Source organism: Pusillimonas sp. DMV24BSW_D, from assembly GCF_011388195.1.
In the GTDB taxonomy this organism is placed as follows: domain Bacteria; phylum Pseudomonadota; class Gammaproteobacteria; order Burkholderiales; family Burkholderiaceae_B; genus Neopusillimonas; species Neopusillimonas aestuarii.
The window spans coordinates 175003-191279 of the sequence record NZ_CP049990.1 but is presented as its reverse complement, the minus strand read 5'-3'; the positions used below and the strand labels follow the sequence as shown (position 1 = coordinate 191279).

12 protein-coding genes are annotated in these 16277 nt (G+C 53.7%); 7 read left to right on the top strand and 5 right to left on the bottom strand.

Going from position 1 to position 16277, the window contains the following annotated elements; genetic code table 11:
- The first annotated feature begins 44 nt into the window (after positions 1-44).
- The 5 genes from G9Q38_RS00865 to G9Q38_RS00845 are packed head-to-tail and all read left to right on the top strand — an operon-like array spanning position 45 to position 6307.
- On the top strand, positions 45-1577 hold the full coding sequence (locus G9Q38_RS00865) for a metal-dependent hydrolase family protein (RefSeq protein ID WP_228276164.1): 1533 nt from the start codon (positions 45-47) through the stop codon (positions 1575-1577).
- Positions 1578-1591: 14 nt separating this feature from the next.
- Positions 1592-1879 carry a YtcA family lipoprotein gene (locus G9Q38_RS00860; RefSeq protein ID WP_166126861.1) on the top strand — a complete coding sequence of 96 codons (288 nt, stop codon included), beginning with the start codon at positions 1592-1594 and terminating at the stop codon, positions 1877-1879.
- Positions 1880-1884: 5 nt separating this feature from the next.
- Positions 1885-2931: a multidrug transporter subunit MdtN gene (gene mdtN, locus G9Q38_RS00855; protein ID WP_166126859.1), complete on the top strand. Its 1047-nt coding sequence runs from the start codon at positions 1885-1887 to the stop codon at positions 2929-2931.
- Positions 2931-4748 carry an FUSC family protein gene (locus G9Q38_RS00850; RefSeq protein WP_166126856.1) on the top strand — a complete coding sequence of 606 codons (1818 nt, stop codon included), beginning with the start codon at positions 2931-2933 and terminating at the stop codon, positions 4746-4748. Before mdtN ends, G9Q38_RS00850 begins: the two co-directional genes overlap by 1 nt.
- Positions 4745-6307, top strand: a complete 1563-nt coding sequence (locus G9Q38_RS00845; protein WP_166126853.1) for a TolC family protein — start codon at positions 4745-4747, stop codon at positions 6305-6307. The genes G9Q38_RS00850 and G9Q38_RS00845 overlap by 4 nt, the downstream gene beginning before the upstream one ends.
- Here the strand turns inward: G9Q38_RS00845 and G9Q38_RS00840 are convergent.
- Positions 6294-8873, bottom strand: coding sequence for an EAL domain-containing protein (locus G9Q38_RS00840; RefSeq protein ID WP_166126851.1), 2580 nt, complete (start codon positions 8871-8873; stop codon positions 6294-6296). The genes G9Q38_RS00845 and G9Q38_RS00840 overlap by 14 nt on opposite strands.
- A gap of 106 nt (positions 8874-8979) precedes the next feature.
- On the opposite strand from G9Q38_RS00840, the gene gad reads away from it, so the two are divergent.
- Complete coding sequence (gad, locus tag G9Q38_RS00835) at positions 8980-10380, top strand: glutamate decarboxylase (RefSeq protein ID WP_166126848.1); 1401 nt, start codon at positions 8980-8982, stop codon at positions 10378-10380.
- Between the two features lie 48 nt (positions 10381-10428).
- Positions 10429-11814, top strand: a complete 1386-nt coding sequence (locus tag G9Q38_RS00830; protein ID WP_166126845.1) for a GGDEF domain-containing protein — start codon at positions 10429-10431, stop codon at positions 11812-11814.
- A 12-nt stretch (positions 11815-11826) separates the two neighbouring features.
- Here the strand turns inward: G9Q38_RS00830 and G9Q38_RS00825 are convergent, their stop codons facing one another.
- The 4 genes from G9Q38_RS00825 to G9Q38_RS00810 all read right to left on the bottom strand — a co-directional run bounded on the left by G9Q38_RS00825 (position 11827) and on the right by G9Q38_RS00810 (position 16217).
- Entirely contained in the window at positions 11827-12516 is a 690-nt protein-coding gene (locus G9Q38_RS00825; RefSeq protein ID WP_205962320.1) for a M15 family metallopeptidase, read from the bottom strand.
- 92 nt (positions 12517-12608) lie between these two features.
- Complete coding sequence (locus G9Q38_RS00820) at positions 12609-14759, bottom strand: TonB-dependent siderophore receptor (protein ID WP_166126843.1); 2151 nt, start codon at positions 14757-14759, stop codon at positions 12609-12611.
- A gap of 55 nt (positions 14760-14814) precedes the next feature.
- Entirely contained in the window at positions 14815-15048 is a 234-nt protein-coding gene (locus tag G9Q38_RS00815; protein WP_228276163.1) for a hypothetical protein, read from the bottom strand.
- The gene (locus G9Q38_RS00810; RefSeq protein ID WP_166126840.1) at positions 15045-16217 is read right to left on the bottom strand and encodes a PepSY-associated TM helix domain-containing protein; all 1173 of its coding nucleotides are present in this window, start codon (positions 16215-16217) and stop codon (positions 15045-15047) included. The genes G9Q38_RS00815 and G9Q38_RS00810 overlap by 4 nt, the downstream gene beginning before the upstream one ends.
- Between the last annotated feature and the right edge of the window lie 60 nt (positions 16218-16277).

Genomic DNA, 16277 nt, shown 5'->3' with positions numbered 1-16277 from the left:
GGTTGTGTCTTACCTGTGTGAATGAGTTGGTCTTGGAGAGCTATATGCGTTGTGCCGCCGTCCCGTCGTTTTCGTCTTTGGCTGCGTTTAACCCTTCCTTTAGTGCAAGGGATGGGTTCACCGGGTCACAGGAAGGGGCGTATCTGGGCCGGCGTCGTCAACCGGTTTGTACGTGTGGGGGGGTAGCGGCTCAAGTCTTGCACGATCGCGTTATGGCATCCATGACCCGCCGAATGTTTTTGGGGGGCGCGGCGGCAGCCATAGTGCCGTTTATTGGTTTTCAAACCAGCAAAGCCATTGCGCAGCAACCGGCCCCTCCGGACCGCCCTCTGCTGTTGACCAACCTGCGTTTGTTTGATGGGGTCAGTGGAACAGTGCGGGAGGGCGTTAACATTCTCGTCGAGGGGAATCGTATTTCGGCCTTGCCCGGGGCAGGTGAGGTGATTGAAAGCGCGCAAATGATCGATTGTGGCGGGCGCCTGGCCATGCCCGGATTAATCGATGTGCATTGGCACACTATGTTTTGCGGCCTTACCGAAATGGCTGCCATGACGGCGGACATTGGTTATGTTTATCTGGTTGCGGCGCGTGAGGCGGAACGTACGTTATTGCGGGGTTTTACCAGTGTGCGCGATGCGGGCGGCCCCAGCTTCGCTTTAAAGCGGGCCATTGACGAAGGTGTTGTTGTTGGGCCGCGCATTTTTCCGTCGGGTGCGATGATTTCGCAGACGTCCGGCCATGGCGACTTCCGCATGCGTTACGAGGTGCCACGTCAAACGGGTGGTCCGCTCAGTTATGCCGAGAAAATGGGGGCAGCCATGATTGCCGATGGCGCCGACGAAGTATTGCGCCGTGTGCGCGAGCAACTCATGTTGGGTGCCAGCCAGGTGAAGCTAATGGCCGGGGGCGGCGTGACATCGCATTACGATCCACTCGACACCACGCAATACACGGAAGCCGAGTTGCGCGCGGGGGTGCAGGCTGCCGAAGACTGGGGTACGTATGTCATGGTGCATGTGTATACCCCTAAAGGTATTCAACGCGCCGTGAAGGCGGGCGTGCAATCTATTGAACATGGGCAGTTGGCCGACGAAACAGTGGCCAAACTCATGGCCGATGAGGGCGTTTGGTGGAGCCTGCAGCCGTTTCTTGCCGATGAAGATGCCAATCTAAAGGCTGATCCGAACAGCAAGGAAAAGCAGCGCGAGGTGGCCGAGGGGACTGTGCGTGCGTACCAGATGGCGATCGACATGAAAATTAAAACCGCCTGGGGTACCGATATTCTGTTTACGCCGCAGAATCTGTCAACACAAGGTCGGCAATTGGCGAAGCTTACTCGTTTTTACGATCCGCTGAGTTTGCTGAAAATGGCCACGGCGCAGAACGGAGAATTGTTGGCGATGGCGGGGCAGCGTAGTCCGTACAAGGGCAAACTGGGCGTGATTGAGCCTGGCGGGCTGGCCGATATCCTGATCGCCGACGGCGACCCCACTCAGAATCTTGACTTCATCAGCGACCCAGACAAGAACCTGAAGATGATCATGAAAGATGGCCGTATTTATAAAGATCAGCTTTAAGCGAAGGGTGACAAATGTCGTGGCTTAAAGGAATCAGGTTGGAGAGAGTCGTTTTTACCCTCCCGGTGTTACTCATGTTGGGGGGGTGCTCGCAGGGGCGTGCGCCTTCATTTCTTTTGTTTGGCTCTTATTTTCCGTCATGGCTGGTGGGCGTGGCTATTAGCATCCCGTTAACGTTACTTGTTCGCTGGGGTTTGATACGCGTCGGTATCGACGATGTTCTGCCCCTGCGTTTATTGGTTTATGTTTGCCTGGGTCTGATCTTCACAATGATGTTTGCATTTCTTTTTTCTCCCCGGTGATGCCAATGGCCGACGCTCATCATTTTTCAAACCGCCGTCTTGCCGTTCTGTTGGCGGTCGTCGTGATTCTGGCCGCCATGGTTGCCGGTGCAGTTTACTGGCGCTATCTCGATCGCAACCTGATGTCTGAAGATGCCGTGTTGGAAGCGGATGTGGTTCACATAAGTGCGGCGGTACCCGGCAAGATTACCGAGTTGAACGTAGCTGAAGGAGGTCGGGTCTCGAAAGGTGACGTCCTGTTTCGCCTTGATCCGGAGGCGTACCGCCTGCGGGTGCAACAGGCCGAGGCTGAGTTGGCGGCTGCCCAGGCAGCACTTGCGACACGTGAGCGGCAAATTCGGGCTGAAACGGCAAATGCTTCCGTTGCCGACGAACAAATCGGGCGCGCGCAGGCCAATTTAGACCTGGCGCGTAAAACGGTAGAGCGTTTAACCCCTTTGGCCAAGAAGGGGTACGTGACGCAACAAGATCTGGATGCGGCCAGAACTGCGCAGCGCGATGCCCAGGTGAGCTTGAGTCAGGCACAATCCCAATCCACAGCTGCCCGCGAGTTAATCGGAGAACTGGAGGCAGCACAGGCAACGGTGGACGTAGCTCAGGCGTCGCTGGCGCTTGCCCGTAAGGCTCTGGACGACACGGTTGTAAAAGCACCTCATGACGGTTTGGTAGTGGGTTTGAAGGTTATGACCGGTGAACGCTTGGCACCCGATCAAGCTTTGTTCACGCTTATCGACGCGAACGAATGGTTTGCCACGGCGCTATTTCGGGAAACCGACCTGGCACATTTGAAAGCGGGACAATGCGCGCAGGCGTATGCCTTGTCGGATCCCGCGCGAGAAATCAAGGGAAAGGTCGTTAGCATTGGTTGGGGTGTGGCTTCTGAAGATTTGGTGTCGTTACCGCGATCTTTGCCTTACGTTCAGAAATCCCTGAATTGGGTGCGTGTGGCGCAGCGTTTTCCCGTCCGTATTTTATTGCAGGACCCTCCGGCTGATTTGATGCGGGTTGGGGCGTCGGCTTCGGTGGTGGTGCGTACTGATCGCGAGTGTTAATGCCTATGATTTCCTGGTTCGAACGTGAAATCATTCAAGAGCTCAAGCCATTCGAAGGCAGGTTCGAAACCGCTTGGCGGATCGCCCTGATTTGTTCGCTGGCGGTACTGGTGTTCATGACCTATGGCATTCCTCTGGTGGCTATTGGTTGCTATCTCATCCTGTTTGTCATGAAGCCCGACCCTGCAGAATCCACGCTCATGGCGATTGGTATCAGCGTATTGGTTTCAATTGTGGTACCGGTTTTGGTGCTGTTAACCAACCTGGCGATTGATGTGCCGCTGTGGCGCATGGTGATTATCGCGGTCAGTTCATTTCTGTTTTTGTTTCTGGGGGCCGCGTCGCAGTTGGGACCGGCAGGCAGCATTCTGGCGTTGGTCGTGGCGTTCATCATGACCTTGTTGGGTAACGCGCCATTTGGTGAAGTGGCTACGCGCGGCATTTTGTACGCGTGGCTGATGGCGGCGGTGCCTATGGGTTTGATTATTGTGTGCAATGTGGCGTTCGGGCGCTCGGTACCACGTTTATTGCAGCGTTTGGTCGCTGAGCGTTTGAATGTGGTGGCCGATGTGCTTCATGGGCAAGCATCGGCGGATGATGTCTGGACCCTTTTACGAAAGGGTAATGCCGAAGCCGACAGTTATATGAAGTATGTTGCTTTGTTTCACCTCATTCCTAAAGTGCGGCAAGCCCAGCTTAAAGCTGCCGTCACGCGAAGTTATGAGCTTTTGATTCATGCCAGTCAATATGACTCGTCGGGCACAGCCGACGACGAAACGCACGTGGCGCAGCGCGGCAGTTTCGACAGTTATGCTGCAGAGTCGGCGGCTCAGTGTCGTCGGCTGGCGCAGGCTTTCCAGGCGGGCCAGTATCCGGAACCACCTCAGCAAGCGCAAAATGTTCCGCTTAGGTTGCAGCCTCTCACGAACGCCATAGCCTTGTTATACACACCCGTACCCGAAGGCCGGTCCGCTCCCCATTCGGGTTTCTTTTATCCAGATGCACTGACTAACCCGGTTTATCAGCGATTTGCGCTTAAAACCACATTGGCCGCCGTGATTGCCTACACTGCGTATACGGCGATGGATTGGCAAGACATTCACACGGCCATGATTACCTGTTATGTGGCAGCGCTGGGGTCCACCGGGGAAACCGTTCATAAATTAACGCTGCGGATATTGGGTTGCCTGGTAGGGGCGGCCATGGGTGTGCTTTCCATTCTGTTTTTGATTCCGCTGATGACGTCGATCGGGCAGCTTATGTTATTGGTGTTTGTTGGAATACTCTGCGCGGGTTGGGTATCCAGTGGTTCCGAGCGCAGTGCTTACGCCGGTGTGCAAATTGGGCTCGCATTCTTGTTGACGGTGCTTCAGGGGTTTGGGCCTGATGTGCAAATGTCCGTCGCACTGGATCGCATAATGGGAATTTTGCTCGGGAATCTGATTCTTTATCTTGTATTCACGCGGATATGGCCGATCAGTGCCGCACAAGCCGCGCGCGCCAGGCTAAGCGCGGTTTTAGAGCGGTTGTCCTGGTATAGCGGGCAGACCCACCCTGGTCCGTTATGTAGCCCTAATCAAACGGCGCAGAATCTGGCTGCTCTGGACGCCGTTCGCGAGCAGTTATCGCGTGTGCATTTCGAACCCCATTCGTTACGCCCCCCGCGTGAAGAATTGGACCTGCTTAGGAAAACGCTGAAACAAGGGGAAGTATTTGGTGTGCGAATGGCATTGATGCAGGAAAGTCGTGGTACCGTCGCGCAATGGGAGCGTCAGTTAACTGACATGCGTCATCAGCTAAGTGTGCAACCAGCATGAACTATTTTTCAATCAGTTTTTTCAGCAGTCGGGCGATGGTCAGTGCTGCGCGCGTGGGGCGTCAGGCGCTATCCATTCTGGCATGTGTTGCCTTGTCGGCGTGTGCAAGTAATGCAATTAATCGTGCGCCCGCGTCAGCTCACGAGCCTTGGCGGCCAACTGAAAACCAGGCTTCGGCGGGTTTGGATATTAGTCCTCCTGACCTTTCCGGCTTTTCAATTCCTTCGGTGCCGGCTTTGGCGCAAGTTGATTCCGGCCCGGATCTTGATACGTCGAGACCTTTACAACTGCCCGAGCTCATTGATATCGCCCAGCGCGAAAATCCCCAAACCCGTCAAGCGTGGAATCGGGCGCGGCAGGCGGCTTTAGCCACCGGAATGGTGGAAGCCACGTTTTTACCCATGTTGTCGGCCAATGTCATTGGCGGCTATCAGCGTACCAGTCAGCCTTTACCTTTGCAGGTAGGCGGCTATCGAAACTTCGATACCGATATCAGTGGAACCGTACCGGCATTGGCTTTAGGCTGGCTATTATTCGATTTCGGCCAGCGTGAAGCGTTGCTGGAGGGGGCGTCCCAACTATCGTTCGCAGCGAATGTGTTGTTCAATGCGGCGCATCAAAAGGTGATTCGCGACGTCACCGATCAGTTTTACCAATACAACACGGCGCGCATGCGGACAAAACTCGCGCGTGAAGCACTGGCTAATCAACGTAAAGTCGAGCGTGCTGTACGTGACAAGCTGGACGCTGGTGTAGCGACATCCATTGAGCTCTCTTTGGTTCGACAGGCGGTGGCGCAAGCCAAATTGAATTTGGTCGATAACGAGGGTTTGGAGCGCAATGCGTATCTGGGGCTTATGAGCGCGTTGGGCGTGCCGCCGACAACCCAGCTTAATATTGCGCCGGTTCAAACACGCGCGTTGCCTGTTGCAACCGACCCGATTACATCGGAGCGTATGCAACAGGCGTTGGCGCAACGCCCTGATTTAGTGGCGGCTTATGCGGCGGTAAAGGCGGCTAAAGCGAATGTGAAAGCGGCCGAGGCCGAGTTCTTGCCCAAGGTGTATTTAGGCGCGGTTGCCGCCAACAGCCGTATCAGTTTCGATGTGCGGGGTTTGCCTGGATTAAGTCAAACGGCCACGTCAAGCGGGGTTTTGCTGGGTGTCACAATGCCGATTTTCGATGGCGGTTTACGACAGGCCCGTTTGCGCGACGCCGAAATTGCGGTGGAAGAGGCACAGCAAGCGCTGCAAACACAGCGTCGTGATGCTTTGCGGGAAATGGTTGCTGCCGAAACGGTGTTGCGATCCGCATTGCAAAGCTTTGAGGCGGCAACGGAACTGGTGTCTACTGCGCAAACCACTTACGACGCGTCGTTTGATGCGTATCGCAGTGGTGTGGGAACATTGACTACGGTGACCGAGGCAACGACCGATTTGCTGGAAGCACGCCAGGCACGAGCGGATGCCCATAATGCGGCAATGGCGGCGGCCGCGAATCTGGCATTTGTGATGGGGCGTATGACAACACCGCGGTCGTCTTGGCTTAGGTCACCATAAGGCTTTCTGTGAAGGTTTCTGCGGGCTCAGGTTTGCCGTAGAAGAAGCCTTGGTATTTATGGCAGCCCAACTGGGCCAGTACGTCTCGCTGCGCCTGGGTTTCGACGCCTTCGGCAATGACATCCAGATTTAACGCCTTGCCCAGGTTAATAATAGTTTGAACGATGGCTATGTCGTTGCGGTTGAAAACCAGGTCACGTACAAAAACAGCGTCAATTTTTAATTGGTCTACCGGCAGTTGTTGAATTTGGCTTAACGACGAATAGCCGGTGCCGAAGTCGTCCAGTGCCAGCCGTATGCCTTTTTGTTTCAAGGCCTGCATTTTTTTAATGGCTGCATCAACGTCTTGCATGAGTTGGCTTTCGGTCAGTTCCAGTTCCAGTTTTTCCGGGGGGGCACCGGTTTCATTCAAGGTATGTGATACATAATCAACGAATCCGTCGTCGAAGAATTCTTTCGCACTGACATTCACCGCAATGGTTAGGTGTTGTGTGGCGGGGTACGCGTGCCACAGCGCCAATTGGCGACATGCCATGTGCAGCACTTTTTTCCCAAGCGGCACTATCAACCCAGTGAGTTCGGCCAGCGGAATAAAACTGGCCGGCGATGTTAAACCTTGTTGGGGGTGCCGCCACCGCACCAGTGCTTCGACGCCGACAATGCCGTCGGCACGGTCTATTTGAGGCTGGTAGTACAGAATGAACTCGTTTCGTTCAATCGCCTGGCGCAGGCCGCGTTCCATTTCCGTGCGCGCAGTGGCAAGGGCCTCCATTTCAGGTTCAAAAACGCGAATTGTGCCGCGCCCTACAGATTTTGCCTGGTATAGCGCCAGTTCGGCTTGTTTCAATGCCTCTTCGGCAAGGGTGGTGTGGGCGTTGAATATGGTGGCGCCAATACAGACACTTCCCTGGTATTCGAGCTGCTCCAGCATAAAAGGCCGGCCAAGCTGTTTGCGCACCGCGTCGGCAAAGTCAAGTACATGGCTGTTTGCCTGAGCGTATAAAGAGGGGAGTTCGTCGACATAGATGACGAAGGAGTCGCCCACAAGTCGTGCGGCGAGATCGTTGGGCCGACATAGTCCGGTAATGGTGTTGGTCACAGCGATAAGCAGTAAATCACCAACCCGATGACCCTGCGTGTCGTTCAGCGAACGGAAGTCATCGATATTGACAATGATAAGTGCGGCATTCATCAGACGCATTGCGTTGTTGTGCAAGCGTTCCTCAAGCTGTTCGAAGAAATAGCTTCGATTGGGTAGTGCGGTTAAGGCGTCATATTTGGACAGCTTTTCAATGGTGTCACGAAACTGGCGCTGCTGGGAAATGTCGGTTGATATTCCACATAGCCCGACGATTCTATTTCCGGCGTCGCGCAACGGAATCTTTACGGAATAAAAATAAGTGGTCTGATTGTTGTTGCGTGTTGTGTCGACCTCTTCGCCGGCAAAGCGTTCACCTTTTTCAATAACTTGGTGGTCAATCTCGTTAAGATGTTTTACCGTTTCCAGGTCGAAAAGGTCTTCGTCTTTTTTGCCGACGATATCGGCGGCAGGGCGATTGAACAGTTTCGAGGCCGCCTGATTTACATATAAATAACGGAATTCCAGGTCTTTGATGTAGATGCAGGCGTCGACGGCATCCAGAATGGTGTTGCGTAGTGACTCGCTTTCAGCCAAACGCCGTTTACGTTGCTTTACTTCCCGGCGAAGTCGAGACGCGGCAAATAATGTTAATCCAAGCAGTGCCAGGCTTACAGCAAGTGTCCACCAGACATATCGTGGTACTTCTGAAATGATCGGCTCGCCACCCCATTTTTTCAAAGTGTCGTAGTAGAACGATTGCGTGTCCGCCTGCCAGGCTTGAAGTTGCTGGTCGACTGTTGCCAGCAAAGCGGGATTCCGACCTTCGGCCGTTGTGAAGTAAAGCCCGCTCGGAAGAAAAATAATGGGCGTTTCTTCAACATTGAACGTGTTGGCGGTGTAGTTGCCGAAATGATGGTTCGACACCACGGCATCGGCCTGCCCTTGTTCTACGAGCTTGAACCCTTCTTCGTAGCGATCAACAGGTATGATTTTTGCGTTTACCCCGAACCCTGCAAGCGCCGATTCGAGGTATGACTGTTGAATGGATTGCGCAAGAACCACAATGCGCTTGCCTTCGAAGTCACGGAAAGATTGAATGTTTTGGGTTGGGTTCTGGTACACCTGAGACCAACTGTACAAAGCAGGAGTTTGGTGAAAATCAAGCTGCGTATCGCGCAACTCTGAAAGAGCCACGTCGGGCATCAGGTCAATGTTGCCTTGCTGGGTTAATTGCAGACACGCCTCCCAACTACAGGGAACTACTTCAATATCCCAACCTTGCTTGTCGGCAATGGCGTTAATGAGATCGCCGAAAATTCCGGTAATGCGTCCGTCTGGAGAGATAAATATTTTGGGCGGGTTGTGGTACACGCCCACGCGCACTGATTGCGCTTGCGCGCTTGTTAATGGAAGCAGGAGCGCCAAGCTAAAACCACACACCCATTTGGAAATGCGGCTGACATAAACAGGCGGTTTAACGGCCATGGAGTCCTTGCTGTAGAAAGGGAGTGGTTTCCGTTAACATGTGGCTAACCCCGTGTCTGATTTTGACACTGATTCTTTCCCCGTACAACATAATTCAGGTTAAGCCATGCCTCTTCATTCCCGGAACAGAATTCGCGACCGTTTGCTCGACGATGTTTATGCTTCAACCGACCTGTCGGTGAGTATGCCAAAGTACCGTTTCCCGAAAATAGAGCAGGATCCTCGACATGTGTATCAGGTGGTTCACGATGAATTGATGCTCGACGGGAATTCACGCCAGAACCTGGCGACGTTCTGCCAAACCTGGGTTGAGGATGAGGTGCATCGTCTTATGGATGAATGCATCGATAAAAACATGATCGACAAGGATGAGTACCCGCAAACGGCCGAAATAGAGGCGCGTTGCGTGCACATGCTGGCTGATTTATGGCATTCCCCTGCGGCGGAGAATACGTTGGGGTGTTCCACAACCGGTTCCTCAGAAGCGGCAATGCTGGGAGGGTTGGCGTTGAAATGGCAATGGCGCAAGAAAAGGCAGGCGCAAGGAAAGCCAACCGATAAGCCGAACCTTATTTGTGGTCCGGTGCAAATATGCTGGCATAAGTTTGCACGTTATTTCGATGTTGAACTTCGGGAAGTGCCGTTGGAGGGAGACCGTTTGATTTTGTCTCCTGAAGAGGTGATAAAACGTGTTGATGAAAACACGATTGGGGTCGTGCCTACACTGGGCGTCACATTTACTTGCGATTACGAGCCGGTTGAAGCCATTAGCCAGGCGTTGGATCAATTGCAGGCGCAAACCGGGCTCGATATTCCCATGCACGTTGATGGTGCGAGCGGTGGTTTTCTGGCGCCTTTTTGCGCGCCCGAACTGAAATGGGATTTCCGTTTGCCCCGCGTGCACTCGATTAATGCTTCGGGCCATAAGTTCGGTCTGTCGCCGCTGGGTGTGGGCTGGATCGTATGGCGTGATGCAGAAAGCTTACCTCGCGAGCTGATTTTCGACGTTAACTATCTGGGCGGCAATATGCCTACTTTTGCGCTGAATTTTTCACGCCCTGGGGGGCAAATCGTGGCGCAGTACTATAACTTTTTGCGTCTTGGTATTGAGGGATACCGTAAGATTCAAACGGCGTGTTACGAAGCCGCGCAGTATCTGGCGCAGGAAATCGACAAGCTGGGACCTTTCAAAGTGCTGTTCGACGGCGACATGAAGCGCGGCTTGCCGGCTGTGTGCTGGACGCTGAAAGACGATGCGCAGTCGCGTGGTTATACCTTGTACGACTTTGCCGATCGGCTGCGCAGTCGCGGCTGGCAGGTGCCGGCGTATTCCATGCCGGCGAACAGAACCGATTTGGTGATACAGCGGGTGCTGGTGCGGCACGGGGTCAGCCGTGATTTGGTGAGTCTTTTGGTCGATGATATGAAACGCAGTCTTGAGTATTTCGAGAGGCACCCGGTTGATGTACCCATGAGCGCGGGAGAGGCGGGCGGCTTTCATCATTAAATTTAGCGTCTAAGAATATGGTTGTTCTTGAAGTGAGTTTTTGAGTATATGGATGGTCTGGTTGACAATCATTTTGAACGTGAATGGAAGGCGCTTCATGAAAGAGTTGAGCCTGTCGTTGAGTATGTGACGGCTGAACTGGTGACGCACCACGCGCCATTGTTGGCCGATTACTTCTATCAAACCATGCTCGATGATGTAGAGGCGGGGCAGTTTCTTACTCACGATAAAGTAAAACAACGTTTGCATCGCTCAATGATGCAATGGCTGGTTGATTTGAATGCAGCAAAAACGCCTGCCGAAATTCATGCTTTATACACCCATCAACGTAATATTGGCGCGATTCACGCTCGTGTTGACATTCCAGTATCGGTTGTGTTGAAAGGCGCACGTTGCCTTAAAAGTCGCTACGCTGCATTGGTGGATAACGCCGCCGATATCGCGCAACAACAGCGGCATTTTTCGATACGGTTGTTTTGTTCCCGTATTGATCTGGCTATGGAGGTGATGAGCGAAGCGTATACCTTGAATGTTGAACGTCAGGCCAAGTCCAACGAAGCGTATCGTTTGTTTTCAATTACCGAAAATTTGTCGACCGAGAAGGAGAAACAAAAGGCCGCGCTATTGAACTGGGAAAGTGAGGCGATGTTTCAGGCGGCGTTGGGCGGCCTAACGGACACCCGTTTGCCGCGTATTCGGGAATCGGAGTTTGGCTTGTGGTTCAGGCATAAAGGGTCGCACGCCTTTCAGGGGGTGACCGAATGCGCAGTAATAGAGCAGGTTATTGAAGAGGTTGATACTGTTTGTTTGCAGCGCATTGAACGCAGCGCACACGATCTGTCGTTGCGGGCTGAGCAATTGCGTGTGCTTAAAACACATGCCCAGAATTTGTTGCTGCAGCTGTCAAGTTTGTTTGAAAAGAGCCTGGAGCTTGAGTCGGGTAAAGATGTTCTTACTCATTTGTTGAATCGAAAGTTTCTGCCAACGGTGTTGTCTCGCGAGATCGATCTGTGTCGCAATCAAGGGCGGGAATTTGCTGTTGTGTCGGTTGATATTGACTACTTTAAACGTATTAATGATCGTTATGGTCATGAAGCGGGTGATGTGGTTGTGCAGCAGGTAGCTGCTCTTTTGCAGAAACAATGCCGCGGTGGAGATTTTCTGTTCAGAATGGGGGGTGAAGAGTTCCTGGTGATTCTGGTTGATGTGGGGCGGCATCAGGCGTTGGAACTCAGTGAGGCCCTTCGCGCAGCTGTAGAGGCGCATCAGTTTGAGTTGCCTCAAACTGATGTGTTCAAGTTAACCGTGAGTATCGGGTGTGCAGTGTACTCGGGCCATCCTGATTACAGCTATCTGCTGCGTGAAGCCGATAACGCTTTGTATGAGGCTAAAGAAACCGGCCGTAATCGGGTGTGTATGGCTATGCAGGCTTGAGCACCTTGGTTCTTATCGCGCCACAAAATCAAAATAGGTTTCTGGAAAAGGTTCATTTTCCAAAGTGAAATGCCACCATTCTTGTTGCAGCGGGATGAAACCGTGTTCCATCATGATTCTTCTTAACAACAGCCGGTTCGCGCGTTGTTGAGCTGTGACGCCGGCATAGTCGGGCCAGGATTCCTTGCCAAGAAAGTCTATCCGTGTGCCCATGTCCAGTGGCATTCCTGTGTTCAGGTCGCATAGGGTCAGGTCGACCGTGCTGCCGCGGCTGTGTCCTGATTTAGCGGCAATATAGCCTTCTTTGAATAGGTCGGGCTTGGAAACATCAGGGTAATAACTTTCGCGCATTTTATTGTCATCGGTGCGAGACCAGGCAATGAAATCGTCGACTGCGCGTTGTGGGCGATAGGCATCGTAAATCAATAAACCGAGCCCAAAAGGTTTCAAGCTATCTTGTGCTTGCTTTAACGCTTGTGCGGCCGATTTGGTAAGGACGGCGCGCGCGTTCTCATATCCGTTGACCGGGCGCCCCAGAAAGTTATCGCTGCTGGTGTACATCAGGTTGATCTTGATGTCGGGAATGGCTTCTTCCAGATAGGTGAAACCGGCGGGTAATTCGCTGGCGATCGAGTCGGTGGGAAACAAGCTGCTCATTGCGAGTATTAAACCAAATAGCCAGGAATGGAAACGTGTGCGCATAACAAACCCGATACGTTGAAATACAAAACGCCGCTGAAGGCGGCGCTGTGCGGGTGGGAAGGCACCTTCCCACCCATCGGCGAAAGGTTAGCTTAAAACTTATAGGTGGCCGAGGCAACAATACTGCGGCGCGCACCATACCAGCAGTCACCGCGCGACAGGCATGTACTGACGTAAACCTTGTCGAAAATGTTGTTGGCATTCAGTGCCAGGCGCCAATCGGGTGTTTCGTAGGCGATCATGGCATCGACCAGGGTAACGCTGGGCGTGCGCGGTGCGTTGCCGTCGGTGAAGGCGCCGAACCAACGTACACCGGCACCGGCGGAAAGCCCATTTTGCTCTTCACCGGTAATTTGGTATTTGCCCCACAAGGCCGCCTGATGGCGAGGCAATGCTTCCAGTTGTTCGTCGACATCGGTGTAGTTGTAGTTGGCCAGCACATTAAGCTTGCGGGTCACTTTCGCTTTCACCTCAATTTCAAAACCACGGTTGGTTGTTTTGCCGGCCTGAATGTTTTGAGTCGGGTTGGCCGGGTCACTGACCAGGCGATTTTCTTCTTTCAGGTTGTAGACCGCCGTGTTGACAAGAATGTTGCCGTTGAGCGACTCGTATTTCAAGCCGGCTTCAATTTGTTTGCCACGCAACGGTACATAGGGAGAGCCGGCAGACGTGCGGCCTAATACTGGAGTGAATGATTCGCTGTAGCTGACATAGGGCGAAATGCCGTTTTCGAAGGCGTACATGATGCCGAAGCGATTGGTCCACGCGGTGGATGTTTGATCCTGCCCGCCATCGGGCGCGTTAGTGGAACGGTCGTATCGCAGGCCCGCTACGAAAATCCAGTTCTGATAGCGCATCTGATCTTGCAGGTAGAAACCGATATCGCGTTGGCGAATGGTGGGAAGCTCAGAGAATGAGGGAGGGGTGTAGGCGGGATAAACCGGATTGTAGGCGTCGATCAGCGGTACGGTGCCACCGTTGTAGTTTGGCGCATCGTAAGCTGAGCGCTCTTCTTCTCGACCGTAGGTGGCGTCAAAGCCAAGCAACACATGGTGTTTCAACGCGCCGGTTTCAAATTTACCTTCCAGATGCTGGTCGGCCGAGGCCATGAACACATTCTTGATGGAGCCATAGGCAATGCGGCCCAGCATGCGTTTGTTGATTGGGTCGCCGGCCCAGCCGCCTGGCAGTGTGAAGCTGTCGCCATAGAGTGAGCGGTAATCCACTTCATTTTTCGAGAAGCGGGTGTTTTGACGAACAGTCCAGTTATCGTTGAACTTGTGTTCGAACTCCCAACCTATGGCGCGGCGCTTCGAGTTGTAGCGATCCCAGTCGGGGTCACCAATGAATCGGTTGGTGGGTAGTTGCCCGTTTGGGTTGTAGGTGGCCACCCCTTCCCAAGGGAAGAACTGGGAGGTTGAGCCTGATTTGTCTTCCTGTAATAACGCCAGCAGGGTGAGCGAAGTTGAGGCGCTGGGCCGCCAGGTCAATGACGGTGCCAGTACCCAACGGTCGTCCCGCACGTAATCGACTTGCGTGTTGGACTTGCGCTTTAGTGCAACCAGACGATACAGCCACTTTCCGTCTTCATCGATTGCTCCGGTGAGGTCTGCCTGTATTTGACGGCGGTTATGCGAACCATAGGAGATGCCAATTTCGTGATGTGCCTCTTCCTGTGGCCGTTTGCTAACCATATTAATGACGCCGGCTGTGCTGCCCTGGCCATAAAGCATGGATGACGGGCCCCGCAAGACCTCGACGCGTTCGAGCGTGTAGGGTTCCGTGCGGGTTGTACTGGTGTAGTAGTTATAGTTGGTGCGCAGGCCGTCCAGGTAAATGGAGGGCGAGGCGCCGCGAATACGGAAATTGTCGGAGCGTGAGTCGACGCCGTATGCTTCGGTACGTACCCCGGCCGCGTAGTTCAGCGCATCCTGAAGGCTCTGTGCGCCCGTGTCTTCTATTTGCTCTTGTGTGACAACGGTGACTGATTGCGGTGTTTCAATGAGGGGTGTGTCGGTTTTGGTCGCGCTGATTGAGCGGGTGGCAATATAGCCGTCGACCGGGCCCAAGGGTGATTGGGCATCCTGGCCTTGAACAACAATAGGTGCCAGCGCGCGTGTCTGGGTGTCGGCATTGTCGGTTGTTTGCGCCCAGACGGTTGAGCCGGCGCTGAGCAGCGCAAGCGTAAGGGCGGAAAGGCGGCACACAGAGGCCTTATCTGCGCGGTTATGCGAAGAGGACATGGAGAACTCCCTGAGTTGTATGTGACTGTTTTTGTGAACGAGGCCGGATGCAGCTTTATTGGCGCCGGTGCTGGACGGTTCGGGTTTTGTTTCTGGGGAAAACCCAGAAGCCAGCGCCAACCAGCAGGGGTATCGCCATTGCGATCCAGCTAACCACATTCCAGATGCCGCTTCCCAATAGTGCGGAAAGCAGGCCGAAACAGGTAAGAATTCCCAGCAAAATAGGGGTGCGCCAGACACGTACACGAGGGCGCGGTGGTGTGCAGGAGAGGGACTGGGATGACATCATGACCTCGTTGCTGAATAAGCGGGGGTAAGCGTATCGGCAATTTGTTTGATGCGGGCATCATTGGTTTTGCGTCGTGCAACCCACAAGTACAAGCCGCTTACCAACACCACAATGGTGATCAGGTCGAGTAAAGTCCAGATGATTTTGAGCGGTAGCCCACCGTAATCGCCAAAGTGCAAGGGGCGGGATAGCTCCAGCATGACCAGATACCAAGGGGGTTCAGCAATGGCGGTCACTTCAGCCGTTGTGGCGTCGACTAATACGGGTGTGAATAAATGGGACGTAAGGGGTGTCGACCCTTTCATCCAGAATACGTAATGATGCGGCGTGGCGAACATATTGCCGGGATGGCTGAAACTGGTTGCTTCGCTATCGGGCAAAGCCTGGGTGGCTGCCGCCATGGCGGCGTCGGCCGATACATATTCCGCCGGGGGCGTTTTGTTCTGGTAGGGTGCAATCAGTGCGGCGACTTCTGTGGACTGCCAATAGCGGAACATGGGTGTCGCCAGTTCATTGATGACGCCTGTTACCCCCACAACGGTTACCCAGACGACGGTGACAATGCCCAAAAGGTTGTGCAGGTCGAGCCATTTGATTCGGCGTGATCGGTCGGCGCGAACGGAGCCAAACTCGAGTTTCTTCATGAAGCGACCGTAAAGTACAACGCCCGATACGGTGGCAAGTACAAACAACAGCCCCATGAAACCCAGGAAAAGTTGACCCGGAAGGCCCGCAAACAGGTCGACGTGCAGGGCGTACATGACGCCCATGAATGTGAATTGTTCTTCAAAGACACTAGGCCCGTCGTAGAGCAGTTCCGCAGTATGGGCGTCGAAACGCATGTAATGATGGCTTTTCGCATCGGAGGCGGTGGCCGGGTCGGCCATGCCCACCCAGACTACGGGTTCGTGGTCATCAACATAGGTATATTGCAGTGCTTCGCCGGGGTACAGTGCCTTGGCGTTGGCGTGAATGGCGTCCATCCGGGCGCGGGGAGTGCCTTCGGGAACGACGGTGTGCGGTTTGCCGTCCTCGAACGCATGTTCAATTTCCTCGTGAAATATCAGCGGCAGCCCAGTCAGGCAGATGAGGAGTAGAAAAACGGTACAGACGAGGCTGGACCACTTATGTAGCCAGTACCAGGTTTTGAGCGACGCGGCAGTTGCCATGGAAAACCTATGTTGGAAGGGGTAGTTAAATTTACTAATACAACTGAGAACTATTCTTAT